Origin of the sequence: Saccharopolyspora dendranthemae (genome assembly GCF_007829955.1) — a bacterium.
GTDB lineage: Bacteria > Actinomycetota > Actinomycetes > Mycobacteriales > Pseudonocardiaceae > Saccharopolyspora > Saccharopolyspora dendranthemae.
This window is the reverse complement of the sequence record NZ_VIWX01000004.1, coordinates 305,363-330,816: the sequence shown is the minus strand read 5'-3', so window position 1 is coordinate 330,816 and position 25,454 is coordinate 305,363. Positions and strand designations below refer to the sequence as shown.

Here is a 25,454-nt window from a genome sequence, read left to right as displayed (position 1 = left end):
AACGACGGGCCGCGCCGGTGACCGATCTGGTCGCCGGCGCGGCCCGCAGCCGCGAGCGATGTGCGGTGGTGCAGGAGAACCATGACCGACAACGACGAGATCGACCGGCAGGAAGCCAGGAGCGCTTCCTCGATGCTGCACAACGGCTTCCGCGTCCTGCACGCGTTCTCGGTGGACGAACCGGCGCTCGGGGTCACCGAGATCGCTCGCCGGGTCGACCTGCACAAGAGCACGGTGTCCCGGCTGCTCGGCCAGCTGGAGCAGATGGACCTCGTCCAGCGCGACCCGGACAGCGGGCGGTTCCGGCTCGGTTCCGGTCTCATCGGTCTCGCCGGACCCCTGCTGGCCAACCTCGACGTCCGCCGGCTGGCCTACCCCTCGCTGGAACGGCTCACCGAACGCACCGGGGAGACCAGCGCCCTGGTCGTCTGGAGCGGCCACGAGTCCATCTCGGTCGAGCAGGTCCCGAGCCCGAAGCAGGTCAAGCACACCACCCCGATCGGAACCCGCTACACCACCGCGGCGAGCGCGTCGGTTCAGGTCTTCCTCGCCGAGCTGGCCGAGGGCCGCGCCAGGGACCTGCTGGAACGGGGACTGCTGCGCCCGGCGACGAACGACGACGCCGAGGTCGACGCCTACCTCGAACGGCTCGCCGAGGTGCGCCGTCGCGGAGTGGCCATCAACGCCGGTGAATCGCACGTGGAAGAGGTCGGGATCAGCGCGCCCGTGCGCGACCACCGCGGCCAGGTCGTGGCCGCGCTGCTGCTGTCGGCACCGAGCTTCCGCGTCTCCGCCCAGCTGCGCGAGGAGCTGGCGCGAGCGGTGCGCGAGACCGCCGCGGAGATCTCCGCCCGGCTGGGCGGGCGCGGCGACACCGACGTGGCGCCGCCGCGCCCCTGATCACAGCGGCACGTCCTGCAGCGGCTCGTGCGTGCGGGCCGGGCCGCACTCGGGCCGCGCGTGCGCGGCGATCTCGGCCAGCGAGGTCACCCACATCCCGTCGAGCGACTTCAGGAGCTCCAAAAGCTTGTCGAGGACGTGGGCCTTGGTCGGGCGGCCCGACAGGAACGGGTGCGCGGTCAGCACGAAGCACCCGCCCTCGGCGTGGCGCGTCGTGGCCTCCAGCGACCACATCTCCAGCGCCTTCATCGGGCTCTCGATGACCCCGCTGCCCGTCCAGCCGGGGAAGAACGCGAACTGCTCCCAGTCATCCAGCGACCAGTCCACCGGGATCTCGACCAGCTCCGCCGAACCCGGACCCGACGTGGTCATCAGGTACGGGACGTCGTCGTCGAGCAAGCTGGAGTCGTAGGTGAAACCGCGCTCCGCCAACAGCTTCGGGGTGTGCCAGTTCATCTCCCACCAGGGCGCGCGGTACCCGGTCGGCCGGACACCGGCGACGCGGTCGAGCGCGTCGAGCCCCCGGTCCAGGTACTCGGCTTCGGCGGCCTCGGAGAGACCGCGCATCGACTCGTGGATGTAGCCGTGGTGGGCCACCTCGTGGCCGTCGTCGACGATGGCCCGCACGGTGTCGGGGTAGCACTCGGCCGTGTAGCCGGGGACGAAGAAGGTCGCCCGCACGTCCTGGCGGCGGAGCACCTGCAGCAGCCGCGGCACGCCCACCCGGGGCCCGTAGGACTGGTGGCCCATCAGGGACATCCGGTTCACCGAGGACGGGTCCTGCACCAGCGCGCAGGATTCGGCGTCCACGTCGAACGTCAGCGCCGCAGCGGCGCGCACGCCGCGCTGCCAGGGGAACGATCCGGGAGTCTCGGACATCTTCACCTCGTTGCACATCGGGAATGACACCGCTCAGGAAGGGGAGGGATCGCGCACGTCGCCCCGGCTCGCCGCGTCCGGCAGGTACCGGCGGTGCATCCGCGGGCCGGTCGCGGCGTAGATCGCCGCGGAGACCGCGCCGCCGGCCAGCCAGGACAGGTCGATGCCGCCCATCGCACCGGCGATCGGCCCCTGGAAGACCTCCAGCACGCCGTGCATGAACAGCCAGGTGGCCACCACTCCGGAACCGAAGGCGAACAGCGCGGCCCAGTTGAAGTCCGGCAGCCGCCCGGTGCCCACGGGCCCGAACAACCGGGCGGTGTCGGCGGTCCCGCGCTCCAGGACGAAGAAGTGGACGAGCATGATCCCGGCCCAGGAGGCCACCCAGGCCACGAGGGACACCAGCCAGGAGTCCAGCACGGACGCGAGATCGCCGTGGAAGACGAACAGCGCCACGCACAGCATCGCGAACACGCCCACGACCGTGCTCAGCGTGCGGCGGGACGCCTTGATGTCCAACGCCTGCGCGGCGACGCCGAAGGTGTAGATGTTGAGGATGTTGGTGGCGATCGGGCCGTGGATCACCAGGAACAGCACCGGCACGGCCAGCGATCCGTAGTTGTCCACGATCAGACGTCCGGGATCGGCCTCGCCGTTCTTGGTGGCCAGTGACGCGCCGAGCACGCCGAGCCAGACAACGGGAAGGAACTGCCCCAGCGTGCTGGCGAGGTAGAGGCGGCGACGCGGCACCTCGGTGCTGACGAACCGCGAGTAGTCGGCGGCGTAGGTGAACCACGTGATGCCCCAGCCGATCCCGATCGCGGTCATCACCGCCGTCATCGCGCTGAGCCGGTCGATGCCGGTCAGGACCTCGCCCGGCGGGCCCGCGTAGCTCCAGTCGATCTCCAGCTGGGTCCACGCGACCAGCGACATCAGCACCAGCACCGCGATCGTCGGGGGCACGGTCCAGCGCTCGAACCCGGCGATGGCGCGGTAGCCGAACCAGGAGATGACCACCTGGGCGAGCATGATCGCCGCGGCCACCAGGAGCTTGGCGGCGTGGTTCTGCGCGTTCGGGTCGACCAGCCCGAGCTCGCCTAGCAGCGCCATGACCAGGTCCAGGATGATCCAGGTGTTGACCGCGCACCACCCCACCGCGAGCAGCGCCTGGATGGCCGCGGGCAGGTACGCCCCCCGGCGGCCGAACGCCGCCCGGGACAGCACCATCCCGGTCGCGCCCGTGCGCTGGCCCAGCAGCACGAACAGGCCGAACAGGGCCATGCCGATCAAGTTGCCCGCGATGAGCACGATCAACGTGTCGGACAGCCCGAGCCCCAGCTCGATGCCCAGCGCGCCGAGGACCCAGTTGATCGGGGCGATGTTCGCACCGGCCCAGATCCAGAACTGGCCGGAGACCCTGCGCGTCCTCGCGTCCTCCGGAATGGGCTGGAGGGATTCTTCGAGGTCACCTCTCGCGGGGTCGTCCGTTGCCGAGTTCTTCATCGGGTCTCCCTCCGGGCTGTCCTAAGGCGTTCGCCCATGCTTGTTGCCGGGGGAGGCGGGGGACAAGGTACGTTCCGTAAATCAATTCCCGATCCCTGGTGGACGATCTGTCATGCAGATGACCCTCGACGAGGTGCTCCGTCACCCCAGCGTGCAAGGCGGTGACCCGGTGCTCCTGGTCGGAGCCGGGTGCGGCTCGCGCAGCGTCCGGTGGGTGCACTCCAGCGAGGTCATCGACATCGCGCCGCTGCTCCGAGGCGGCGAGCTGCTGCTCACCGGTGGGGTGGTGCTCTCGGGAGCGGGACCGGCACGTCAGCGCTCCTACGTCCGGGAGCTGGCGGCCCGCGGGGTCGCGGCGCTCGCGGTGGAGACGGCCAGCACCGGCACCGGAGTGCCCGACGCGGTGATCGACGAGTGCGCGAAGCAGGGGTTCCCGCTGATCCGGTTCGACCGGCCGGTTCCCTTCGTGCAGATCACCGAGGACGTCAACGGGCTGCTCATCAACGATTCCGTGCACCGGCTGCGGCTGGCCGACTCCCTCTCCGACGTGCTGTCGGCCCAGCTGACCTCGGGAGCCGGCCTGCAGCAGCTCACCGGAGCGCTCGCGGAGATCACCGGGGCCGTGGTCGTGGTGCGGGACCGGTCGGGTGCGGTGCTCTCGCGAGCGCCCGGGCCGGGTCAGGACGAGTCCGGCGAGTCCGTGACGCGGCGCGCCACCCTCACCGTGCACGGCATCAGCACCGCGCAGCTGGAGGTGCTGGCGGGCCCCGGCGTCGACCCGCTCGTGCTGGAGGCGGCCCTGCACCGGGCTCCGCAGGCGTTCGCGCTCGCGTTGCTGCGGGAACAGCCGCCCACGCCCCGGATGCGTGCGACTCGCGCGCTGTTCCACCAGCTCCGCGACCCGGCCGGCGCGCAGGCCGATCTCGACGTCCTCATCACCAATTCCGGCTTGAAGGGCGCTGATTCGTTCGTCGCCGTCGTCACCGGCCAGGTCGACGCGGGGGTGCGCGAGAGCCTGGAGCAGGCGTTGCAGCGCAACGGCCGGCAAGCGGTCGGCCAGGCGGACGACCACGAGTACCTGGCGCTGGTCGCGCTCGAGCCGCGCCACCCCGAACGTTCCCGGCGAGGTCTGATCCAGGACGTGCGCCAGCTCGGTGCCCAGGCGCCCGAGACCCCGGTCGTCGGGGTGGGGCCGCTGGTCACCGGCAGCGGCGGGATCCGGCACGCGGTCGTCGAAGCACGTCGCTGCCTGCAGCTGGAGGTCGCCGAGCGCGAGGCGACCGGGGTGGTCGACGCGGCCGCCTGGTCGCTGCACCGGCTCGTGCACCAGCTCGACTCCGACGAAGTCCTGCGCCGGTACATCCGCGAGCAGCTCGGAGCGGTGCTCGACGAGCCGAGCGAGGTCCGGGACCGCTTGCTGCGGACGCTGGAGGTCTTCTTCGACTGCGCGGCCAACAAGACCCGTGCCGCCGAACGCCTCCACGTGCGCAGGCAGACGCTCTACCAACGGCTGGAGAAGCTCTCCGCCTGCCTCGGAGCCGACGTGACCGATCCCGAGAAGCTCGGCGATCTGCACGTCGCGGTCCGTCTGCACAACGTGCTGGCCGGCGGCGAGACCGGCTGAATTCAGCAGGAGCTGTTCCGTTCGGGGCCGTGTTGCGGAGTTTTTAAATCCGATCGCGCGAGTGGTAAAACTTTGTTTCGGTTCTTGCGTTCCCCTCCTCCGGGTGCGAAAAATGCGGGATGTGGCGAGAGTCGCCAAACGAATTCAAGCGGACGAATTTCTTCAAGTGGCGTCCTGCTGGACTGAAAGCTGTTCCGGCCCAGTCGATGTGAGTCTCTGAACTGCAGGTTCGCTGTTCTCGATCAACAATTCCGCTGCTCCCGGCTCGTTGTGCGAACGATTCCGCTGTGGCCTACAGTCGGGCGCGAAACGCAGGGACGCGAGGTGTGTTCATGAATCTCACTCCGTCTGACACGGAGAAGCTGTTGTTGAGCGTCGCCGGAATGATCGCCCGCGATCGGCGGGAGCGCGGTGTTCTGCTCAACCACCCGGAATCGGTCGCGCTGCTGTCCTGCTGGGCGATCGAGCGCGCCCGCGAAGGGTTCAGCGTCGATGCGCTGATGAACGAGGGCAGACGCGTGCTCACGCGTGACGAGGTGATGGAGGGCGTTCCCGAGATGCTTCCCGACGTCCAGGTCGAAGCGACGTTCCCGGACGGGCGCAAGCTCGTCACGATCACGGACCCGATCTCGTGATCCCCGGCGAGGTCCGCGTCCGCGACACCCCCATCGAGCTCAACGCGGGACGCGAGAAGCGAACGCTGCTGGTGGTCAACGACGGTGACCGGCCGATCCAGGTCGGGGCCCACCTGCACTTCCCGGACGCCAACCCGGCGCTGACCTTCGACCGCGACGCCGTCCGCGGATACCGGCTCGACGCCCCGGCGGGCACGTCGGTGCGCTTCGAACCCGGGGTCAGCAGGCTCGTCGAGCTGGTGGCCCTCGGCGGAACCGGGCACGTGCCCGGCCTTCAGATCCGGGAGCGCGAAATGCCCACTCACGCCAGGGAACCCAGGAAGGTCGTGCCCTACGGGACGCCGGGTTCCGAACCCGAGATGCCCGACACGGCTTCCCCGCCCGCGCGGGCCAGGGTCACCGACGAACCGGCCACCGACGAGCGCGAACCCGGTTCCGACCAGCAGCGAACGGAGGAGGGACGTTGAGCGAGATCGGTCGTCGCGAGTACGCGAAGCTCTACGGGCCGACCACGGGGGATCAGGTGCGGCTCGGTGACACCGACCTGTGGATCGAGATCGAGCAGGACTTCTGCGTCGGTGGCGACGAAGCCGTGTTCGGTGGTGGCAAGAGCATCCGCGAATCCGGTGCGCAGGGCATGACCACGCGGGCGGAGGGCGCTCCGGACCTGGTCATCACCAACGTCATCGTGCTCGACCACTGGGGCGTCGTCCGAGGCGACGTCGGCGTCCGCGACGGGCGCATCGTCGCGGTCGGCAAGTCCGGGAACCCGGACGTGATGGACGGCGTGCACCCCGACCTGCGCATCGGGCCGACCACCGACGTCATCGCGGGCGACCGCAAGATCCTGACGGCCGGCGCCGTGGACACCCACGTCCACTTCCTCACCGAGGCCGAGATGGCCGAAGCCCTGGCCACCGGCACCACGACCGTCATCGGCGGCGGTACCGGACCGACCGAGGGCTCGAAGGCCACGACCGTCACCCCCGGCTCGTGGTCGCTGGCCATGATGCACCGGGCGCTCGACCACCTGCCGCTGAACGTCATCCTGTTCGGCAAGGGCAGCACGGTCAGCGCCGAAGGCCTCGCCGAGCAGGCGCTGGCCGGGGCCGGCGGGTACAAGGTGCACGAGGACTGGGGCGCGACCCCGGCGGCCATCGACTCGGCCCTGCGCGCCGCCGACGAGTTCGGCCTGCAGGTCGCGCTGCACGCCGACAGCCTCAACGAAACCGGCTACGTGCAGCACACCCTCGACGCCATCGACGGCCGAGGCATCCACGCGTTCCACTCCGAGGGCGCCGGTGGCGGGCACGCGCCCGACATCATCGTCGTCGCAGGGGAACCCAACGTGCTGCCCGCCTCGACGAACCCGACGCTGCCGCACACCGTCAACACCGTCACCGAGCACCTGGACATGCTCCTGGTGTGCCACCACCTCAACCCGCAGGTCCCCGAAGACCTGGCGTTCGCCGAATCGCGCATCCGCGCGTCGACGATGGCTGCCGAGGACGTCCTGCAGGACATCGGGGCGATGTCGATCACCTCGTCCGACGCGCAGGCCATGGGGCGCATCGGTGAAGTCGTGTGCCGCACCTGGCAGGTCGCGCACGTGATGAAGAACCAGCGCGGGTCGCTGGGCTCGTCGCTGCCCGCCGACAACGAACGCGCCCGGCGCTACGTCGCCAAGTACACGATCTGCCCCGCGGTCGCGCACGGCATCGACCACGAGATCGGTTCCGTGGAACCGGGAAAGCTGGCCGACCTCGTGCTGTGGGACCCGGCGTTCTTCGGCATCCGGCCGTTCACCGTGATCAAGGGCGGTGCCGCCGTGTGGGGTGCGCTCGGCGACCCCAACGCCACGATCCCGACGCCGCAGCCGGTCATGATGCGCCCGGCGCTGCCCCACGCACCGGGGTCGGCACCGCACCTGTCGGTGAGCTTCGTGGCGCAAGCGGCGCTGGACAACGGCCTCGCCGACCAGCTCGGCCTGCGCCGCAGGCTGGCCGCCGTGCGCCCCACCCGCGGCGTCACCAAGCACGACCTGCCGAACAACACCGCGCTGCCCCGGATCGAGGTGGACCCGGAAACCTTCGACATCAGCATCGATGGCGAGCGCGTCCGCCCGAACCCCGTCGCGACGGTGCCACTGGCCCAGCGCTACTCGCTGTTCTGAGGAGCGCCGATGGACCCCGACCTGGGAGCCATGCTCCTGGCGGACGCTCGGCTCCCCACCGGCGGACACGCGCACTCGGCGGGGCTCGAACCGGCGCTCGCGGCCGGGATCGGCCCCGCGGAGGTTCCCGACTACCTCCGCGCACGGCTGCGCTCGGTCGCGCTGGTCGACGCCTCGGCCGCGGTCCTGACCCTGCGCGCCGCAGGCGAGCAGCACGTGCGGCTCGACGAGATCCACGACGCGCTGCTCGCGCGCACCCCGACCGAACCGGTGCGCGCGGCCTCGGCGCTGCTCGGCAGGGGACTGGTCAGGTTGGCCGAGCGGTGGTGGCCGGACCATCCGGCCGTGGCCGCCCTCGACGCGATCGGCCCGGCGCCGCAGCGCCCGGTGGCGCTGGGCGTCGTGGCGGCGGCCATGGGAATGGACGCCGCCCGCGTCGCGCGGGCGTGCCTGTACGAGGACTCCCAGACGGTCGCGGCGGCGGCGCTCAAGCTGCTGCCCGTCGATCCGGTCGACACCGCGCGCTGGGTCTGGGAATCGAGCGCGGTCATCGGCGAATCGGTGGAGATCGCCACCGCCGTCACCTGCCCGGCCGAGCTGCCCGCGGTGACCGCACCACTGGCGGAGCACTGGGCTCTGCAACACGAGAACCGCACGAGGAGGATCTTCGTTGCCTGAACACCAACACCACCGCACCGCTGCGTCCCGGCCGCTGAGGCTGGGCATCGCCGGACCGGTCGGCACCGGCAAGAGCACTCTGATCGCCACGCTGTGCGCGCAGCTCGCCGACGAGCTGGAGCTCGCGGTGGTCACCAACGACATCTACACCGACGAGGACGCCCGAATGCTGCGCGCGGCAGGGGTTCTGCCGGTGGAGCGGATTCGCGCGGTGGAGACCGGAGCCTGCCCGCACACGGCGATCCGCGACGACGTCACCGCCAACCTCATCGCCGTGGAGGACCTGGAGCACGCCTTCGCACCGCTGGACGTCGTGCTCGTGGAGAGCGGCGGGGACAACCTGACGGCGACGTTCAGCCCCGCCCTGGTCGACGCCCAGATCTTCTGCATCGACGTGGCCGGCGGTGGCGACGTCGCGCGCAAGGGAGGTCCCGGCATCGAGCGCGCCGACCTGCTGGTGATCAACAAGACCGACCTCGCGGCCCACGTGGACGTCGACGTCGCCCGGATGATCGAGGACGCCGCATCGGTGCGCTCGGGTCTGCCCACGCTCGCCCTGTCCCGCGCGGATCAGGCGTCCGTCGGCGACCTGTGCAAGTGGGTGCACCACCTCGTGGCCGAGCACCGCAGTGGAGCGCGCACCGCCGTCGATCCGGGACCGATGGCTCCGCACGTCCACCGGCACGGGTGAGCGGAGGATGGCTGCGGTGTCGGTCGAGCTGGTCGGCGGAGTCGCGCGCGCCGAAGTCCTGCGCGCGGGGGAGTTCCTGCGCCCCCGCCTGCTCGGGATCGACGGCCCGCACGTGCGCATCGCGCTCGTCGGCGTGTGCGCGTCCCTGCTCGCCGGGGACGACCTGCGGATCGAGGTCCGGGTGGGCCGCGGTGTGCACCTCGAACTCGTCGAACCCGCGGGCCTCGTCGCCTACGACGCCCGGGGCGGCCACCAGCGCTGGGCGGCCGACGTGCGCGTCGAAACCGGCGGGTCGCTCGTCTGGGCCGCCGCGCCGATGGTGATCGCGGGTGGCGCCGACGTCCAGCGGAGCACGGTGCTCGAACTGGACGAAGGCGCGCGCGTCCTGGTCTCCGAAACCCTGGTGCTCGGGCGCAGCGGAGAAGAGGGCGGCGGGCTGCGCTCGACGCTGCGGTGCGCTCTGGACCGCCGGGACCTCCTGGTCGAGGAGCTCGACCTGCGCTCTCCCGAACTGCGCAGCGCGCCCGGCATCCTCGGTGATCGCCGGGTGCTCGCCACGGTCGCGCTGCTCGGCGCACGTCCGGACGACCTGTCCTCCCCGCCGGAAACAGCCCTCGCCGGGCCCGGTTCGATCGCTCGCGCGCTCGCCGCGCACGCGCACGAGGCCGACGCGGCACTGCGGGGCACGTGGGATCGCTGGCGGGGAGTGGTCGCGCGTCCAGGTGGGAACGACCGGCGAGCGGGGTGCGTGGTGCCTCAGCGGCCCGGGGTGTCCTCCGCCGCGTCGAGCAGTTTGTGAAACCTGCCGTTCGGGTTGCTCCTGGTCGGGAGCGCTTCGACGAACGGCAGCAGCTCCCGCTTCGCGACCTCGTAGATCCGGCGCAGCTCGGTCACCGGCTCCGGGTGGTCGTCCACCCGCAGGTCCAGGTGGGGGTAGGGCTCACCGGTGTTCACCCGCAGGGCGGCGCTCTGCTTGCCGCGACGGTCCCCGCCCGCCCGCTGACCTGCTTCGAGCGACTGGATCAGGCGAGCGTGCAGCGGTTCGCCCTCGGTTCCGGTGAACCGATCTGCCATGGCCTCAACGGTTCTCGCGTCGACGAGCATGTTCCCCGCGACGGCGAAACCCGGACCCGTCCGGTGCCCGCTCCACGGGTGCGTCTCGGCGCCGGTGTGCGCGGCGGAACCGCCACGGGCGTCCACCACGGCCACCTGACGGGAGTCCGCTCCGGGATCGGAGTCGAGCAGTTCGCGCAAGGTCTCCTCCGCGGAGCGGGTTCGGAGGAGTTCCAAGCCGTCGATGCCGAGCAGCGGGTTGATCAACGCCTGGGTCGCGACCGCGCCCGCGTTCGCGTCGGCGAACACCGAAAGCGCCCCGATGGCGGGCATTCGCGTGCTGACCGCGACTCCTGCGCACCCGGCGGAGGGGTCGTAGGCGGCGATCGAGAAGGTACCCACGTGCACGGCGGCGCTCTCCTGCGTTGATCCGTTGCTCACTGCGCGGTACGCCCGCCGATCACGACCGGTGGGGCACCGCCCGCACGAGGGTGACCCGCTCGGTCCCGCCGTTGGGGACCTCGTAGGTCCGCTCGTCGCCCTGCCTGGCGCCGGTCAGCGCGGTGCCGAGAGGGGACTCCGGCGAGTAGACGGTGAGCTCGTCGGAGTCGGCGCCGTCGCGGGTGCCGAGCAGGAACGTCTCGGTCTCGCCGTCGTCGAACCGGACGGTCAGCAGCATTCCGGGCTCGGCGACGCCGTCGTCCGGAGGTGTCTCGCCGACCACGGCGTTGTTCAGCAGATCCCTGATCTGCCCGATCCGGGTGCGCCGGTGGCTCTCGTCCTCGATCTCGCCGGAGCGCTGCGCGAGCAGCTCGGTGAGCTCGGCGCGCAGCCGGTCGTGCGAATCCTGCGTCATCCAGCGGCCTTGCGTGGTGGTCATGGGCTTCCTCTTGTCGGTCTTCTCGGCTGGTCGCCTGTTCCGGAACGCCGAAGTGAGGCGTCGGCAGCGCGGGTGGGACGAGTGCGGCACGTGGCGCTCGCGTCGGCGGTCCAGACGCGGAGTGGCAATCGGAGCATCCGGCCGGTTCATCCGGCGGGGCGCGAGGACTGCGACGTCAGCTCGCGCGCGCTCGCCGCTCGGCCGGGTGGGTGGTCAGCGTCGGCGACGTGCTGGTCTGAGCCAGGGGGCCGCGCGGTCGGCTGGATGTGGGTCGATCACCGTCGGACCACGACGGGTGTCTGCGATGCCGCAACCCATGACCAGCCCTCCCGTGATGTGACGTCACCGTTCAAGGCCGATCGTGGCAGAGGTCGCAACCGACGGCGCTGTGGAAATCGAACAAATCGGCAAGCCGAACTTGTGCGATTCCTCCATCACCCTGAGCCTCTCCGGGATCACAGCCAGGTGAGGGCGGCGACGACGAGCGCTTGGGTCCCGGTGGTCAGCGTCGGCTGGATCACCGGGGCGAAGGTGGCCGAGTGGTTGGCCGGGATGTCCTGGGCGACGCGGCCGGCCTTCGAGGCGCGGTCGAACTCCTCCGGGTCGATCCCGCCGATGCCCCAGTAGGTGTAGGGGATGTCGAACTCGGTGGCGAGATTGCTGAAGTCCTCGCTGGCGGCCCACTGGCCGAGCGAACCCGCTCGATCGCCGAAGAAGTCGGCGAACGTGCCGGCGACCGAGTCGGTGGTAGCGGGGTCGTTGTCGGTGACGGGGAGGCGCTCGAACATCTCGAACTCGGGTTCACGCGGCGATTTCGACGCCTGGCACTCGGCGATGGTGATCCGCTCGACCGCGTCGATCACCGCGGAGCGGGTCTGCTCGCTGTAGGTGCGGACGTTGAGCTGGATCTCGGCGCGGTCGGGGATGATGTTGCTCTTCGTGCCCGCCCGGATGCTGCCGACGGTGAGCACGGCGGGCTCACCGGGCGCGACCTCGCGGGCGACTACCGTCTGGAGCCGCACCACGATCATGGCGGCCAGCACGACGGGATCCACGGCCGACTGCGGCATCGACCCGTGCGCACCCCGCCCGTGGACGGTGATGCGCATGCTGTCGGCGGCGGCGAGCGTGGGACCGGATTGGGTGGCGACCTCGCCTGCTCGCATCGGCACCACGTGCTGCGCGAGGGCGACGCGAGGTCGGGGGATCAGTGAGAAGAGACCGTCGTCGACCATCCCGCTCGCACCGTCGCCCACCTCCTCGGCGGGCTGGAACAGCGCGATCAGCGTGCCCTTCCACTGCTCGGTGGCCGAGGCCATCAGCTGCGCCGCGCCGAGCAGGCACGTGACGTGCACGTCGTGACCGCAGGCGTGCATCACGGGTGTGCCGTCGTCGGCGGTGGCGGTGCTGGCGTAGGGCAGCTCGGTCGCCTCTTTGACGGGCAACGCGTCCATGTCGGCTCGGAGCAGGACCGCGGGTCCGTCGCCGTTGGCCAGCACCCCGACCACGCCGGTTCCGCCCACCTGCTCGTGGACCTCGTAGCCGGATTCTCGGAGCCGGTCGGCCACCAGCGACGCGGTCCGGGACTCCTGGTGCGACAGCTCGGGGTGGGCGTGCAGGTCCCGGTAGAAGTCCTCCTGCCAGTCCAGCGCGGACTTCAGGTCGGTCAGCACTGCGCGGGCCCGTTGCGTGTCCATACCGATCATCCTCCTCATCACCGGTCGCGGTCCGGAGAACGCATCTCAGGATGAGTGCGGGGCGGTGGGATCGCAGAGGCCGACTACTCCTCCGGTTCCTCGCGGCGCGGGGTGCTGGGGACGTGCAGGCTGTAGCGGACGCCGAGCATCCTGATGGCGAAGACCACCGCCGCGGTGAGGAGCGCGACCGTGACCCCGTAGACCTCCAGGCGCACGGCCAGGACCGTCAGCGCGGCTCCCACCAGAGCGGGAACGGCGTAGAAATCACTGGTCAGAACGTTGGGAACCCGCTTGATGGCGATGTCGCGCAGCGTTCCGCCGCCGACCGCGGTGAGCGCTCCGAGGAGGACGGCCTGCACGGGTCCCAGCCCGTAGACGAGTGCCTTGCTGGCACCGGTCACGCAGAACACCGCCAGACCCGCCGCGTCGAAGAGGGTGATCAGCTTGGTGAACCGCTCCAGCTCGACGCTGATGAAGAACGCCACGAGCGCACCGCCCGCGGCCACGCCCAGGTAGATCACATCGCTGAACGTCGCGGGCGGCAGCGAGCCGATGAGGATGTCCCGGAGGATCCCGCCGCCGAGCGCCGTCATCATGCCCAGCGTGAGGACGCCGACGAGATCCAGCCGCACCATCCGCACCGCGGTCAGCGCACCGTTGAGGCCGAACGCGAACGTGCCCGTCAGGTCGAGCGCCAGCAGCAGCGGCGGTTGAGACATGGCCCCAGTCTGCCGGGGCCCGCCCGGGGAACGCGCCCCGACACCCCGTCGTCGCCGGGGCATCGAGCCGCTTCGACTCGAACCCGGAGAGCGCTTTGTCGAGAGGGTGCGGTGTGCGGGCCGAAGGACGAGTGCTGCGCCCGCTCGAAGCAGTCGCGCAGCGTGGGGCGGAAGTTCGGGTCACTCGATGACCCGCTCGGTACGCGTGGCTCTCCGTTTGAAGGATGAGTCCTGGATCTTGGGGGTACGGTTGCGGGGTCAGAGGTTCTCCCAGCGAGAGGAGCGGGCATGTCGAAGGACGCTCCTTCTGAGTGGGCACGTGCCGTCCTGAACAGCACGCTGGCTGCGCTTGGCAGGCTTGCCGAACGCGCTGGCGGCAAGCTGGAAGCAACTGTGTTGGCAGCATGGCTTGATGGCGAGTTCGCCTACATCGTGTACCGAAAAACCGGACAGCGAGGGACGTTCGGCTACTGGTACGACACCCACGAGGGCTACACTGGCCCGCTTCAGAGCGATCCTGGCGCAGTCGGTTACGAGTACGCGTTGCTGGCGATTCATGAGCCGCACGGGGATGCCCCGGAATCGGACATAGAACGTGGTCGCATCACCTGGTGGGATACGCCTGGCGAAGGTACGACGGTGTGGCCCGACGACCTCCCACCCGCAGGCGTGTACCCCTTTCTCGTTTCACCCCAAAGTTTTTGATGATATTGAGGTGAGTTGCGCGCGGGCCCATCCGGCACCGTACCAACGGAAGTCGTTGTACTACCGCCACATTCGACTACCATCGCCTGACTCCGCTCCCACCGTTCATTCGCTGTCCTGGTAGGAAAGCGAACGTTGGGAGCGGGTGGGGGTCGATAAGCTGCGGCCGTAGGTGTTTCCTGCACCGTGCTGTCGAGAGCCTGGTGCTGGGCCGGGCTCAGCCGGCGCGCTTCCGGGCTGCGAGCAGGACGGTCGCGGCGAGGACGATGACACCGATCGCCTCGACGACGATCGCGGTCGGTGCCAGCTGGTAGCTCAGACTCGACCGCATCCCGAACAGCGAGAGCGGACTCAGCGCGATCAGCAGCGCCAGCAACGTTCCCAGCACGAACAGCAGACCCAGCACGCTCACCTGCACCAAGCGGTCACGAACGACGATCACGGCGACGGCCAGCGCGATCGACCCGACCGCGTTCAGCACGAACAACACCCCGAGAAGGCCTCCGGTGCCGGTGAGCACGAGGAACAGGTGGATCCCGCCCATCGCGAGCAGGAAGAGCGCGCTCAGCACTCGCCAGGGCATCAACGTCCGCGCGTCCTCGGTCCCGACCGGAGGCGCACTCCCCGCACGACGCTCAGATGACATGTTCGGACACCTGCCTTCTGGTGCACGACACCTGGAATCCCGGCGCTCACGTGCCCCACACCACTGCAGCACACGGCACCGAGCACCGCACGGGCCTTTCGCCCCACCAGCCCCGGAGGCGAGGCGTCATTCGAAAGCCGCGTGCACGGTCAGAGCGCTGACGACGATCAAGATGATCGCGAGCAGCAACCAACCTGCCTTGGCGAGCTGCCGGCGCGGATCGACCTCGGCTGCCGCGCGGCTGCGGTGATCGAGGGATTCCATCCGGAGCACGCAGGCGAAGGCAGCGGACCAGAGCACGGCGGCGGGCAGGAATGCCGCGGGGTGCGCGAAACCGGCGATGACCAGCCCTGCGCACATCGGGACGAAGCACGCGAACCACAGCGCTCGCCGCCAGCGGCGTTGGAGGGGATCCGGAGGCGGTGTGGACTGAGGCACCTCGACGTCCTTCCCGTCTCGCGAGTGCGTCGCTCCAGGAGATCAGACGATCGCCGAAGCCCGGGATCCGCCCGCAGCAGTGCTCTTCGGTGCGGGAACCCGCCGGACGTTCGTCATCCGGGGTTCGTGGTGGGCAGGTGTGGCGTCACCTGGCGTCGACGCCACACGCTCTCGGGGGAGACTGTCGAGTTGAACGCCCGGCTTTCGCTGCGGAGAGGGGGAGCATTCGATGAACAGCCTGTTCGACGACGCCGAGCTGGGTCTGGGGTCTGCGCTGCCGGAGGGGGCGCACCACGTTCCCGGCTTCCTCACCCTCGAGCAGCAGCGCTGGATCGTCGGGCAGTTCCACCGGTGGACCAGAGGTCCGGTGCCCATGCGCGGGGCCAAGGTCGGTGGCCACGAGATGAGCGTCAAGACGGTGTGCCTGGGCTGGCACTGGCGGCCCTACGAGTACACGCGGGCGGCGGTCGACGTGAACGGCAACCAGGTCCTCGCCTTCCCCGACTGGATGGTCCGCCTGGGCAGGCGAGCGCTCGTGCAGGCGGCCGGGGACCCGCGCGCGGGGGAGGACTACACGCCGGACACCGCGCTGGTGAACTACTACGCCGAGTCCGCGCGGATGGGGATGCACCAGGACAAGGACGAACGCTCCCGAGCTCCGGTGGTGTCGCTGTCGATCGGTGACACCTGCACGTTCCGCTTCGGCAACACCGAGACCCGGAACCGTCCGTACCAGGACATCGACCTGACCTCCGGCGATCTGTTCGTCTTCGGCGGACCTTCCCGCCTCGCCTACCACGGTGTCCCGAAGGTCCACCCCGGGACAGCACCCGCGGGCTGCGGCCTCGACACCGGCCGCATCAACATCACCATGCGAGTCACAGGTCTGACCGGCTGAGGACCGAGCTTCCAGCGAATGGAGCACCGGGTTCACCGGGGTTGCGGTGCCGGGAGGAGGTGGGCAGCGGGCACCGTGTTCTCGTGACTGCGATTGAGCGTCGTCAGGATCCGACCTCGTTGTTGCTCAAGCGGATGTCCGAGCGCGAGTGCGCGCGCTTCCGCAACCGAAACCTTCGGCAGCGTGGCGCCAACCGCCGCGTTCACGAGGTCGAGCTTCGTGACTGGGTCGGCGGTCTGAAGCTCCCGGCTCCAGCCTGTCACCAGCCGTTGGACGGGTTCGCGCTGGCTGGGAAGTCCGAAGCGGTTGCGGCGCCGGTCGATTGCACGAAGTGCCTGTCGCGCAACCCCGATCCGTTCGCGCCGCTGACGGTGATCGACGGCGGGCAGCTGGCCTTGGACCTGCGGGAGCCCGATGGCGTCGAGGGGTGACTCGTCCCGCCGCGATCGCAGCGGGACGAGGACGTGCGGCGGTCAGGCGCGCTTGAGGCGCAGCGCGGAGATGAGGAAGAAGACGCCGCCGAAGGTCGCGTAGCCGGCCACGCTCGCCAGGGACGGGTTCGGCCCGGACGCCATGGTGATGAACGAGGCCCCGGCCACGGCCGAGATGCTGCCGCTGAGGATCATCGGCAGCTGCCCGCCCATCCTGCGGCGGCTGATGGCCACGGCCAGCTGGACGAGTCCGGAGACGATCGCCCACGCACCCCACGCGCGCAGAACCATCGGCGCACCGGAAGCGCAGGCGGCGGCCACCCCGGCGGTGGCGAGGAGGCTGATCGCGATGTTCACCCGCAGGCCCAGAGCCGATCCGCCGGAACCCGGCGACCGGGCGTCCACGATCGCCGCCGCGACGTCGAACAGCGGGTAGAGGACGAGCAGGGTGATGCTCACCGGTCCGAGAGCCGATCCGGTGAGGAACAGGAGCGCGGCCCAGACCAGGGCGAATCCGAACCGTGCGAAGTAGAGGCGTCGCAGCGCGGGCGCGCGCCCGGCGGTGGATGCGGAGGTGGGCTGGGCAAGGGTGGTCATGGTGATCCTCTCGGAGGGCGCGACCGCGCCGAAGAAAGAACGTTCGTTCTCTCTGTGGAAGCGTGGCCCGAGGACGCGGTAGTGTCAAGAACGAACGTTCTCCCTCGCGACGAGGTGCAGGCTCGTTCCCGGCGGGAACGGCCGTCGAGGGCCCGGCAGGAGGTGGGTGAGGAGTTGTCCGAGGCGCGGTCCCGGCTGCTCGAGACGGCGAGCAGGCTGTTCTACACCGAAGGGCTTCACTCCGTCGGCGTCGACCGGATCGTCTCCGAGGCGTCCGTGACGCGGGCGACGCTGTACCGGCACTTCTCGGGCAAGGACGACCTGGTCGTCGCCTACCTGACCGAAGCCGACCGTGCGATTCGCGCCCGGACCGACGAGGTCCGGGCCCGAGGCGGGTCCCCGAGGGCGATCGTGCGCGGGGTCGCGAAGTCGATCGCCGACGACATCCGGTCCTCGGGGTTCCGGGGATGCGCGTTCCTCAACGCCGCGGCTGAGTACCCCGATCCGGCCCACCCGGTGCACGTCGCCGTCGTCGACCACCGGCAGTGGTTCCTGCGTACCGTCACCGAACTCCTGGCCGAGACCGGCGAGTCGGATCCGGAACCGGCGGCGAGGCACTTCGTCATGCTCCGCGACGGTGCGATGGCGGCGGGATGCCTCACCGACCCGGCCCCGGTCTGCGACACCTTCCTCCTCGGTGTGGAAGGCCTTCTGAAGTACCGGGATTCCCCGGTCGCGACCTGATTCGCCGCATCGATCGGGCTGGCCGCCGGTCCCGCGTCGCGGGCCGGACCGGCCGAGGTCGTGGGCATCGACACGGCGGGCTCGGCGCGAGCCGCACGCTGTCCTGCACCGGCGGCCGGAGCGTCGAGGTGCCGGGAAGTCCCTAGAACACGGCGCGAGGGCTCGGCGCGAGCGCGGGGAGCGCGCATCATCGAGTCGGTCGGGGGCCGGATGATCGTGCTCGCGAATTCTCGGGTGACGAGTTCCGACAATTCGCGATGGCGCCGAAAAGGGGATCATTTCCCGCGCGATTGTTCACGGCGCTGAATTGATCGAGGTCGCCGGTTGTCACGGCGAGGCAACGATTCGTCCCAGCGCCAAAATATATTGAACCCAATAAGGAACCCTTATGATCGCAGCGGATTATATGGTAATTCTGTGAATTATGGGAAATTGAAGTCGCTCAGATGAGCGTGAACGGTGATCGGCTCATTTGAGCAATTGCGGAGGGTGTTCGGAGTTGTCCGCGTCGCCCCCACGGAATGCGTCCGACTGAATGCTCTCCGTGGAGGCTGATTCTGTGGGACCTGCGTGGCACGCGTGCGCCATCCTCCCTCTCCGGACGGTGGTCCGAATGCCGCAAGGTGGGGAGCCCGTGAGGGTGAGCGGCGTTCTGTTCACGCTGGGTACGGACGTGGCGTTCGCGGCATTCCGCTGCATGTCCGAACTGTCCGTTGCGGGAACCACAACATTAGGCGGCCACCTCCTCGCCGCGTTGACCTCATAAGAGCGCGCTTCATACGATCGGGGGTGTCTCCGTGCGGGGACAAACAGATCTTCCCGGCAGTCGGGATTCCTCGGGATTCGAGAGAGGTACACCGTCAATGCCCACAGTTGCCGCAGATTCTCGCCTCTTCGACAAAGCGGTTGGCGATGAGTTGAGAAATGACATCGCCGACGTGGACGTGTTCCAGTCACTGCTGGAGCGATCGGGTCTTCACTTGGCGAGCGTGGATCTGCAGATGCGGATCACCCAAGCCAACGACGCGTTCGTAGAACAATTCGGTCAGCCTCCGGAGTCGGTGGTGGGACGCAGCCTCGGCGAGCTGCTCCACCCCGGGGTGCGCGAGCCGATCAGCCGGAACTTCGAGCGGTTGCTCGAGGGCCGGAGCCAGCGCTTCACGGAGTACTTCGTGGGCGTCGGCCCTGAGCAGGCCGCCTTCACGGGTGAGATCACCGGGATCGCCGTGCGCGGCTCGTCCTCGGGTGAGCTGACGCAGTTCGTGGTCTTGCTCTCGCCGGAGCAGCGCAACCGGGCCAACGTGGTCGTGGCGGACCGCAAGCGCGTCCTGTCCGAGCTCAACGCCCGGATCCTCGAAGGCATCGCCACCGGTGAGTCGACGGTGCGGTTGGCGTCCCGGCTGTTCCTGAGCCGGCAGGGCGTCGAGTACCACGTCGGCGCGATGCTCAAGAAGCTCAAGGCGCCCAACCGTGCCGCGCTGGTCTCCCGCGCCTACAGCCTCGGCCTGCTGAGCGTGGGGAGCTGGCCTCCGCGCGTGCCGCGGGATTACGTGAAGTAGGCGCAGCCGAACCGCGGGCACGGCCGCGATCGTCCGATGTGGACGACGTGGGTGAGTCGGTCCGGATCCGGACCGCGAACCCGCGAACGCGGCTACCGCAGGGGAACTAGGGATTTCGCTAGTTTCCGGAGTTGATCAGTGCTTGCGCTCCCGTGGTGGCCGGTGGTGGACTGCCCTCGTCTACTGGCGGGTGCACCCTGCAAGCGCGGCTGGGAATCCCTGGTCAGGACGTGTGAGTCGGGGTGAGTTGGGATGCGGGGTGACCAAGAGCGCATCGCGAACCGGATCCAGCCCTTGGCCGGCCGGTCTCGTGAGCGCGCCGTGCTCGCCGAGGCGCTCGCGGACGCACGTTCCGGCCGCGCCCGATGCGTCGTCGTCCGGGGGCCGGGTGGAGTCGGCAAGAGTCGGCTGCTGAGCGAGGTCACGCGGCACGAGCACGCGCGCACCTGCACCGTTCTGCACGTGAGCTGCCCGGACGTCACCTCCCCGCTGCGCTACGACGCGGTGCGGGCGCTCTTCGAACCGCTGGGGCTCGGCGCCGACGACGTCTCCGACTCCGCGGTCCGGGTGCTCTTCCCAGGACGGCGAGCCGGGGCTCCGCACGGCAACGACCACGAGACGCTGTCCGGGCTGCGCAGCCTGGCGGCGAACCTGATGGCCAGCGCTCCGCTGGTGCTCGTCGTCGACGACGCCCACCGGTGCGACGAGGGTTCGTTGCGCTGGCTGGACTTCCTGCTCCGGCGCGCCGCCGACCTGCCCCTGCTGATCCTGCTCGGCCACCGCTGCGACGACGTCGACGACACCGTGCGCAGAGCGCTCTCCCGCATCGTCGGGCAGCGCGCGAGCAGCGTGATCCAGCTGGCGCCGCTGACCAGGGACGAGGTCGGCGACATCGTGGCGACGGTGTTCTCCGCGCCACCGGACAGCTCGTTCGTCGACGCCTGCGCGCGAGCCTCGGGCGGCAACCCGTCCCTGCTGCACCGGTTGCTCGACGACGTCCGCAACGCCGGGATCGGGCCCGATGCGGCCGGAGTCCTCTCGGTCGAAGCGGCCGAGAAGGGCGTGCTGGCCGCTTCGGTGCTCAACCGGCTGGCCGGACAACCGCGTCGAGTCTTCGACGTCGCCGCCGCGCTGGCGCTCCTCGGCCCGGGAGCGGGCGCGGAATCCGTGGCCGCGCTGGCCGCAGCGACCAGGTGGCAGGTCGGCGAAGCGCTCGACGTGCTGCGCGGCTGCGACATCGTCGCCGAGTCCGGGATGGACTTCGCGCACGCGTCGATCCGGGACGCCGTGCTCGACGCGGTGCCGGTGTCCGAAGCGGATCGCCTGCGGGCGGCGCGCATCCTCAACGATGCCGGGCGTCCCGCCGTCGAGGTCGCCCAGCACCTGCTCGCGCTGACGGAGTTGAACCAGCAGTGGATGGCCGGTGTCCTGCGCGACGCCGCGGCCCTGTCCGAGCAGCGCGGCGAGCTCGAAATCGCCGTGCGGTACCTGCGACGGGTTCTCGACGTCGAGACCTCCGGCCCCCAGCGCATCCGCGTCCGGGGCGACCTCGGCCGGGTGCTCGCGCAGCTCGACCCCTACGCGGCGCTGCCGATCATGCGCGAACTGCTCGACCGGGTCGCCGACCCGGACGCCTACGTCTCGTTCGTCCTGAACTTCGCCATGACCGCCGTCACCGCGCAACGCCACCCGGAGGCGGTCCGGGTTCTGGCCGAAGTCTTGGCGATGCTCGCGACGAAGGACAGGGGAAATGCCTCGCCCGCCCACCGCGAGCTGTGCCTGTCCCTCGAGTCGATGCTGATGATCGTCGGCAGCGCCGAGAAGTCGACCTTCAGCGTCGTGCGGGACCGAATCGAGCGACGGCCGCTGCCCGCAGGCAGCACACCCGCGGAACGCCGGACGCTCGCCGCCATCGCCTTCGTGCACTCGCTGCGCTGCGAGCCCTCCGCGCAGGTGGTGGCGCACGCGCGCACGGCCCTGAGCTTCCAGACCAGCGACGCCGACCCCTGGAGCGAGCGGTGCGCGCTGTTCGCCCTGCACCTGGCCGACGTCACCGACGACCTGCTGCCCGCCGCCCAGCGCTCGCTGGACCTGGTCGAGAGCATGGGCGCGAGCTGGGACTACTCGTACTCGCTGTCCTGCTACGCCCGAGTCCTGCTGCACTTCGGCGACGTCCGGGAAGCCGCCGAGCAGGCGCAGACCGCTGCGAAGATCTGCGCGCAGACCCGCGGCGCCGACTCGACATCAGCTCAGTTCACCGCCTGGGCGAGCGCGCTGGCCGAGCTCGGGCAGGTCGAGCAGGCCGACGAGGTCCTCGACAGGATCGACCGGGAGTGGTTCGAGGAAGCGACCCTCGAATGGCACTACTTCCTGCACACCAGGGCACGCGTGCGCTGGATCCGGGGCGACCGGACTGCCGCGCTCGAACTGCTGCTGCGATGCGGGAGGAGCATGACCGACGCGGGCATCCTCAACCCGGTCTTCGCGCCGTGGCGCACCGACGCGGCCTGGTTGCTCGTGGGCCTCGGACGTCGAGCGGAGGCCGTGGAACTCGTCGAGCAGGACGCGGAAGCCGTGCACCGCTGGGGCACCGCGCGGGCCATCGGACGGCACCTGATGGCGCGCGGAGCCGTCGCCGAGAACCCTTCGCGCGCAGTGGACTCGCTCACCGAGGCGGTCCAGGTCCTCTCCGGATCCCCCGCGTGGTTGGACGAGGCGAGGGCGCACCACCGGCTCGGGGAATTCTTGCTGCGCACCGACGACACCCGGGGAGCCCGCAAGCACCTGCGCCGGTGCATCGACCTCGCCACGCTCTGCGGCTCCCGGCCCATCGCCGAGAGCGCGCGGGCGCTCGTCGTTACCGCCGGAGGCAGGGTCGGGCAGCCGCTGCGGTCGCCGGTCGACCTGCTCACCGGCAGCGAGCTGCGGGTGGCGACAATGGCCGCCGCCGGTGCCAGCAACAGGGCGATCGCCGAGGCGCTGTTCGTCACGCTGCGCACCGTCGAAGCTCACCTGACCAACGCCTACCGGAAGCTGCGCGTGTCCAAGCGAGCAGAACTGGCGGCCGTGCTCGGCGGTGCCCGAACACGGCTCCAGCACGACGAGGACGAGGACGAAGCGACGTTCGCCGGAAGACCATGACGCCGAGCCAGGGGGCGATGCAGATGACCGCGACGCACGTGCCGTTCGGTTCCGCGCCGGGTCTCGGGTGGCGCGGAGCAGGGCCGCCGAGCCCGCCGCGCGTCACGGCCCGGGACGTGCCGTGCCCGGCGCTGCTGGAACGCGACCACGAGCTCGGCCACGTCGGCCACGTCCTGGAGGCCGCCCGCGCCGGGAACGGATCATTGCTGTTCATCGGTGGTTCGCTCGGCATCGGGAAGTCGGAACTGCTGAACGCCTGCGCCCAGCGCGCCCGCCGGGCGGGCCTGCGCGTGCTGCGCGCCTCCTGCGCGGAGCAGGAGCGCGACTTCGAGTTCGGCGTCGTCCAGCAGCTGCTGGACCCCGCGCTGTTCTCGGCCGCCGGGCAGCGCGAACCCGCGTCGGTGGCGCGCCACGACGTGCATCCCCTCATCGCGGAGATGAGCGCCGAGCAGCCGCTGCTGATCGTGGTCGACGACCTGCACGCGGCCGACACCGCGTCTCTCGCATGCCTGAGCTACCTGGGCAGGCGGGTGAGCAGACATCCGGTCGCGATCGTCGTGACCGTCCTCGACGGCGATCCCGGCGCGGAGCGCCTGCCGGTTCGCGAGATCAGGGAATCCGCAACGCACACCCTGAGCCCCGCACCGCTGTCGACCGCAGCGGTGCGCGCCCTGGTGCGCGGGGAGCTCGGGGATGAGGCCGATGACGAACTCGTGGCGGCCTGCGGGGAGAGCTCGGCGGGCAACCCGCTGTTCCTGATGTCGATGCTGTCGGAGGTCAAGGCCACCGGGTGGTCGACCGGAGCCGTGCGGCGACCGGCCGGGCTGCGGGAGAGGCTGGTGTCCTGCCTGAGCAGCCAGCCCACGCCGGTGCACCGGCTGATCCAGACCACGGCCGTGCTCGGGGAGAGCGCCGACACCGAACTGGTCGGCAGAGTCGCCGGTCTCGACGAGTGCCAGCACGTGCGGGCCGTGCGGGTGGTGCGTCAGCTGGGCTTGCTCAACTCCGAATCCTGCCTCGGGCCGGCGCGATTGGTCGTGCGGGCCGCAGCGGAGGAGCTGACGGCGGGCGAGGACCTGGACGAAGTGCACCTGCGCGCGGCGCAGTGGCTCCACCAGCAGGGCCACGCGGAGAGGGAGATCGCCAGATACCTCGTCGAAGTGGCGGCGCCGCTCGACGACTGGGCGCTGCGCGTGCTCCGGGAAGCCGTGCAGGCCGAATTGGAGTGCGGGAAGCCGGAAACCGCCGCGTCCTACTTGCGAAGAGCGCTCCTCGACAGCCCCCCGAACGGAGAGGATCGCGGACGCATGCTGGTCGAACTGGCCACCGCGGAGCGGTCGTTCGATCCGTCGGCCTCGGTTCGCCACATCTCCCAGTCGGTCTCGATGCTCACCTCGGCCCACGACCGGGCGGAGGCGCTCTCGCGACTGTCACCGATGGTACTGGCCACCTCGCCGGCGCCCATCACCGAGATGATCAGGGAAGTGTCCGGGGAATTCGAGGCGCAGGAGCGCGTTCCGGGGGATCAGGCGCTGCGCCTGGAAGCCCGCCGGCGGTACCTCGCGATGGAAGACCCCTTGGGTCTCGCGGACAACGTCCGCCGGCTGCGGGCCCTCGGCCCGAACCCGCCCGTGAACACCGCGGCCGAGCGCGAACTCCTGGTCGTGCTGCTGTACGCGGCCACGGTGGCCTCGGAGATCGGGGCGGCCGAGGTGGCCCGCCTGGCGCACCGCGTCATCGAACGCGAACCCGCCCAGCCCGGCCACGTCCACACAGGACTCGCGCTGCTGGCCAACGTCCTCGTCGGTGCCGACGCGCCGGGGAAGCTGTCGTCGTGGCTCGATCGCGCTCGGGGGCAGCAGCAGAGCCAGGGCGACGTCGTGGCGCGGACGTTGCTGTGCACCGAGACGGGTCTCGTGCTGATGTCCACCGGAAAGCTCGACGAGGCGCTGGCAGTCACCCGCGAGGCGATCGACCTGGGCGGCCTCGGCTGGGACCACGGCAATTCCGCGACGCTGCTCACCGTCGCCTTCCTCACGCTGGAGACCGCCGACCGCGACCTGATGCATCGAGTGCTGGAAAGCGGTGGAGCCACCGGGAACAACGTGTGCGTCACGGCGGCGCTGCGCCTGCTCAAGGGCTCGGTCGCCACCGACCGCCGCGAACTCGGCCCCGAGCTCCAGCGGATCCTCGACCTCGGTCAGCAGCTGGACCGCTGGGGGATGCGCAACCCCGCGCTGTGCCCGTGGCGAAGCCTGGCCGCGATGATGCACCACCGGCTCGGCGACGTCGACGAGGCCCACAAGCTCATCGAGCAGGAGCTGGAACTGGCGCAGAACTGGGGCGCGCACGTCGCGGTCGGGCGGGCCCTGCGCAGCTACGCCATGCTCAGCGACAGCGGGAAGGACATCCGGCTGCTCCAGGGGGCGATCTCGGTGCTCAGCGAATCCGCCAACCGGATCGAACTGGCCCGAGCACACCTGCTCCTCGGGCGGCGGTTGCGCGCCGCAGGACGGTCCGGAACCGAGAAGCACCTCCAGGAAGCGCGCGGCATCGCCCTCGAGTGCGGGGTCCAGCGGCTGATCGACCGCACCACGGCCGAGCTGGGCGGGCAGGCATCGGCGACGCCGTCGAGGGCGGGCCTGCTGACTCCGTCCGAACGCCAGGTGGCGATGCTGGCCCGAACCGGTCGCACGAACGAGGAGATCGCGCGCGAAGCGCGCATCACCTCCCGCACCGTGGAGAAGCACCTGACGAAGATCTACCGGAAGCTGGGCGTCGCGGGCAGGGCGGAGCTCTTCGACGCGCTCCAGCACCCGCAGAACCCGGTTTCGGGCTGAAACCGGCGCAACCCCGTCGCATC

23 protein-coding genes and 1 pseudogene are annotated in these 25,454 nt (G+C 70.3%); 15 read left to right on the top strand and 9 right to left on the bottom strand.

What is annotated here, in order from left to right; genetic code table 11:
- Positions 1 to 81: 81 nt before the first annotated feature.
- Complete coding sequence (locus FHU35_RS19715; protein ID WP_145741897.1) at positions 82 to 900, top strand: IclR family transcriptional regulator; 819 nt, start codon at positions 82 to 84, stop codon at positions 898 to 900.
- On the opposite strand, the gene FHU35_RS19710 is transcribed toward FHU35_RS19715, so the two are convergent.
- Together FHU35_RS19710 and FHU35_RS19705 are read right to left on the bottom strand one after the other, a co-directional pair.
- The gene (locus FHU35_RS19710; protein WP_145741895.1) at positions 901 to 1,779 is read right to left on the bottom strand and encodes a polysaccharide deacetylase family protein; all 879 of its coding nucleotides are present in this window, start codon (positions 1,777 to 1,779) and stop codon (positions 901 to 903) included. It lies immediately after the preceding gene.
- A gap of 33 nt (positions 1,780 to 1,812) precedes the next feature.
- Positions 1,813 to 3,282 carry a purine-cytosine permease family protein gene (locus FHU35_RS19705; protein WP_145741893.1) on the bottom strand — a complete coding sequence of 490 codons (1,470 nt, stop codon included), beginning with the start codon at positions 3,280 to 3,282 and terminating at the stop codon, positions 1,813 to 1,815.
- Positions 3,283 to 3,394: 112 nt separating this feature from the next.
- Here FHU35_RS19705 and FHU35_RS19700 point away from each other — a divergent pair, with 112 nt between their 5' ends.
- From FHU35_RS19700 to FHU35_RS19670, 7 genes and pseudogenes are all read left to right on the top strand, one after another.
- Complete coding sequence (locus tag FHU35_RS19700; protein WP_145741891.1) at positions 3,395 to 4,906, top strand: PucR family transcriptional regulator; 1,512 nt, start codon at positions 3,395 to 3,397, stop codon at positions 4,904 to 4,906.
- Between the two features lie 332 nt (positions 4,907 to 5,238).
- Complete coding sequence (locus FHU35_RS19695; RefSeq protein WP_145741889.1) at positions 5,239 to 5,541, top strand: urease subunit gamma; 303 nt, start codon at positions 5,239 to 5,241, stop codon at positions 5,539 to 5,541.
- A pseudogene (locus FHU35_RS29970) lies at positions 5,538 to 5,819 on the top strand (urease subunit beta); the annotation flags it as partial. The gene FHU35_RS19695 and the pseudogene FHU35_RS29970, both read left to right, overlap by 4 nt.
- A 185-nt stretch (positions 5,820 to 6,004) precedes the next feature.
- Entirely contained in the window at positions 6,005 to 7,714 is a 1,710-nt protein-coding gene (locus FHU35_RS19685; RefSeq protein WP_145741885.1) for an urease subunit alpha, read from the top strand.
- Between the two features lie 9 nt (positions 7,715 to 7,723).
- Positions 7,724 to 8,392, top strand: coding sequence for an urease accessory protein UreF (locus FHU35_RS19680; RefSeq protein WP_145741883.1), 669 nt, complete (start codon positions 7,724 to 7,726; stop codon positions 8,390 to 8,392).
- Complete coding sequence (ureG, locus tag FHU35_RS19675; RefSeq protein ID WP_145741881.1) at positions 8,385 to 9,083, top strand: urease accessory protein UreG; 699 nt, start codon at positions 8,385 to 8,387, stop codon at positions 9,081 to 9,083. Before FHU35_RS19680 ends, ureG begins: the two co-directional genes overlap by 8 nt.
- 7 nt (positions 9,084 to 9,090) lie before the next feature.
- Positions 9,091 to 9,882, top strand: a complete 792-nt coding sequence (locus tag FHU35_RS19670; RefSeq protein ID WP_145741879.1) for an urease accessory protein UreD — start codon at positions 9,091 to 9,093, stop codon at positions 9,880 to 9,882.
- On the opposite strand, the gene FHU35_RS19665 is transcribed toward FHU35_RS19670, so the two are convergent.
- The 4 genes from FHU35_RS19665 to FHU35_RS19650 form a co-directional block, all read right to left on the bottom strand.
- The gene (locus tag FHU35_RS19665; RefSeq protein WP_145741877.1) at positions 9,840 to 10,544 is read right to left on the bottom strand and encodes a DUF1028 domain-containing protein; all 705 of its coding nucleotides are present in this window, start codon (positions 10,542 to 10,544) and stop codon (positions 9,840 to 9,842) included. The genes FHU35_RS19670 and FHU35_RS19665 overlap by 43 nt on opposite strands.
- Positions 10,545 to 10,596: 52 nt before the next feature.
- A complete protein-coding gene (locus FHU35_RS19660) occupies positions 10,597 to 11,016 on the bottom strand; it encodes a GreA/GreB family elongation factor (RefSeq protein ID WP_145741875.1) in 420 nt (139 codons plus the stop codon).
- A gap of 455 nt (positions 11,017 to 11,471) precedes the next feature.
- A complete protein-coding gene (locus tag FHU35_RS19655; protein ID WP_145741873.1) occupies positions 11,472 to 12,713 on the bottom strand; it encodes an amidohydrolase in 1,242 nt (413 codons plus the stop codon).
- Between the two features lie 83 nt (positions 12,714 to 12,796).
- The gene (locus FHU35_RS19650) at positions 12,797 to 13,432 is read right to left on the bottom strand and encodes a trimeric intracellular cation channel family protein (RefSeq protein ID WP_145741870.1); all 636 of its coding nucleotides are present in this window, start codon (positions 13,430 to 13,432) and stop codon (positions 12,797 to 12,799) included.
- A gap of 288 nt (positions 13,433 to 13,720) precedes the next feature.
- On the opposite strand from FHU35_RS19650, the gene FHU35_RS19645 reads away from it, so the two are divergent.
- The gene (locus FHU35_RS19645) at positions 13,721 to 14,137 is read left to right on the top strand and encodes a hypothetical protein (RefSeq protein ID WP_145741868.1); all 417 of its coding nucleotides are present in this window, start codon (positions 13,721 to 13,723) and stop codon (positions 14,135 to 14,137) included.
- 217 nt (positions 14,138 to 14,354) lie between these two features.
- Here FHU35_RS19645 and FHU35_RS19640 read toward each other — a convergent pair whose 3' ends face one another.
- Entirely contained in the window at positions 14,355 to 14,783 is a 429-nt protein-coding gene (locus FHU35_RS19640; RefSeq protein WP_222429434.1) for a hypothetical protein, read from the bottom strand.
- Positions 14,784 to 14,909: 126 nt separating this feature from the next.
- The gene (locus FHU35_RS19635; protein ID WP_145741866.1) at positions 14,910 to 15,221 is read right to left on the bottom strand and encodes a hypothetical protein; all 312 of its coding nucleotides are present in this window, start codon (positions 15,219 to 15,221) and stop codon (positions 14,910 to 14,912) included.
- 229 nt (positions 15,222 to 15,450) lie between these two features.
- Between FHU35_RS19635 and FHU35_RS19630 the strand changes: the two genes are divergently transcribed.
- Both FHU35_RS19630 and FHU35_RS19625 read left to right on the top strand, forming a co-directional pair.
- Entirely contained in the window at positions 15,451 to 16,119 is a 669-nt protein-coding gene (locus FHU35_RS19630) for an alpha-ketoglutarate-dependent dioxygenase AlkB family protein (protein ID WP_145741864.1), read from the top strand.
- 59 nt (positions 16,120 to 16,178) lie between these two features.
- Positions 16,179 to 16,550, top strand: coding sequence for a hypothetical protein (locus FHU35_RS19625; RefSeq protein ID WP_145741862.1), 372 nt, complete (start codon positions 16,179 to 16,181; stop codon positions 16,548 to 16,550).
- A 42-nt stretch (positions 16,551 to 16,592) separates the two neighbouring features.
- Here FHU35_RS19625 and FHU35_RS19620 read toward each other — a convergent pair whose 3' ends face one another.
- Positions 16,593 to 17,147, bottom strand: a complete 555-nt coding sequence (locus FHU35_RS19620) for a hypothetical protein (RefSeq protein ID WP_145741861.1) — start codon at positions 17,145 to 17,147, stop codon at positions 16,593 to 16,595.
- Positions 17,148 to 17,321: 174 nt separating this feature from the next.
- Here FHU35_RS19620 and FHU35_RS19615 point away from each other — a divergent pair, with 174 nt between their 5' ends.
- From FHU35_RS19615 to FHU35_RS19600, 4 genes are all read left to right on the top strand, one after another.
- Entirely contained in the window at positions 17,322 to 17,891 is a 570-nt protein-coding gene (locus tag FHU35_RS19615) for a TetR/AcrR family transcriptional regulator (protein WP_145742608.1), read from the top strand.
- Positions 17,892 to 18,754: 863 nt separating this feature from the next.
- Positions 18,755 to 19,450: a PAS domain-containing protein gene (locus FHU35_RS19610; protein WP_145741859.1), complete on the top strand. Its 696-nt coding sequence runs from the start codon at positions 18,755 to 18,757 to the stop codon at positions 19,448 to 19,450.
- A gap of 252 nt (positions 19,451 to 19,702) precedes the next feature.
- The gene (locus FHU35_RS19605; RefSeq protein ID WP_145741857.1) at positions 19,703 to 22,591 is read left to right on the top strand and encodes an AAA family ATPase; all 2,889 of its coding nucleotides are present in this window, start codon (positions 19,703 to 19,705) and stop codon (positions 22,589 to 22,591) included.
- Positions 22,588 to 25,431 (top strand): helix-turn-helix transcriptional regulator, encoded by a 2,844-nt coding sequence (locus FHU35_RS19600; RefSeq protein WP_145741854.1) that lies wholly within the window; start codon positions 22,588 to 22,590, stop codon positions 25,429 to 25,431. The genes FHU35_RS19605 and FHU35_RS19600 overlap by 4 nt, the downstream gene beginning before the upstream one ends.
- The last annotated feature ends 23 nt before the right edge of the window (positions 25,432 to 25,454 follow it).